Origin of the sequence: Streptomyces sp. SID12501, assembly GCF_010550245.1 — a bacterium.
In the GTDB taxonomy this organism is placed as follows: Bacteria; Actinomycetota; Actinomycetes; order Streptomycetales; family Streptomycetaceae; genus Streptomyces.
The window spans coordinates 1-409 of record NZ_JAAGLU010000883.1 but is presented as its reverse complement, the minus strand read 5'-3'; the positions used below and the strand labels follow the sequence as shown (position 1 = coordinate 409).

The following is a 409-nucleotide window of genomic DNA, read 5'->3' as shown; positions in this document are numbered from 1 at the left end:
AGTTCGCCAAGGGCATCCCGGTGACCGCCGCCAACGGGTTCCTCTACGTGACCGCGCAGATGCTCGGCGCCGCGATCGGCGCCGGACTGGCGTTCCTCGCGTACAAGAAGCACTTCGACCAGGACGCCGACCCGGCGGTCAAGCTGGGCGTGTTCTCGACCGGCCCCGAGCTGCGCTCGTACGGCTGGAACTTCGTCACCGAGGTGCTGGCGACGTTCGTCCTGGTGTTCATCGTGCTCGCGTTCGGCCCGACGCCCTCGGGCCTCGGCCCGCTCGCCGTCGCGATGCTCGTCGTCGGCATCGGCGCGAGCCTCGGCGGGCCCACCGGCTACGCCATCAACCCGGCCCGTGACCTCGGGCCGCGCATCGCGCACGCGCTGCTGCCCATCAAGGGCAAGGGCTCGTCCGA

General features: G+C 71.1%; 1 protein-coding gene. It reads left to right on the top strand.

What is annotated here, in order from left to right; translation table 11 throughout:
* Positions 1 to 20 precede the first annotated feature (20 nt).
* On the top strand, positions 21 to 409 hold a 389-nt coding region (locus G3I71_RS48960; RefSeq protein WP_343243320.1), incomplete at its 3' end, for an MIP/aquaporin family protein.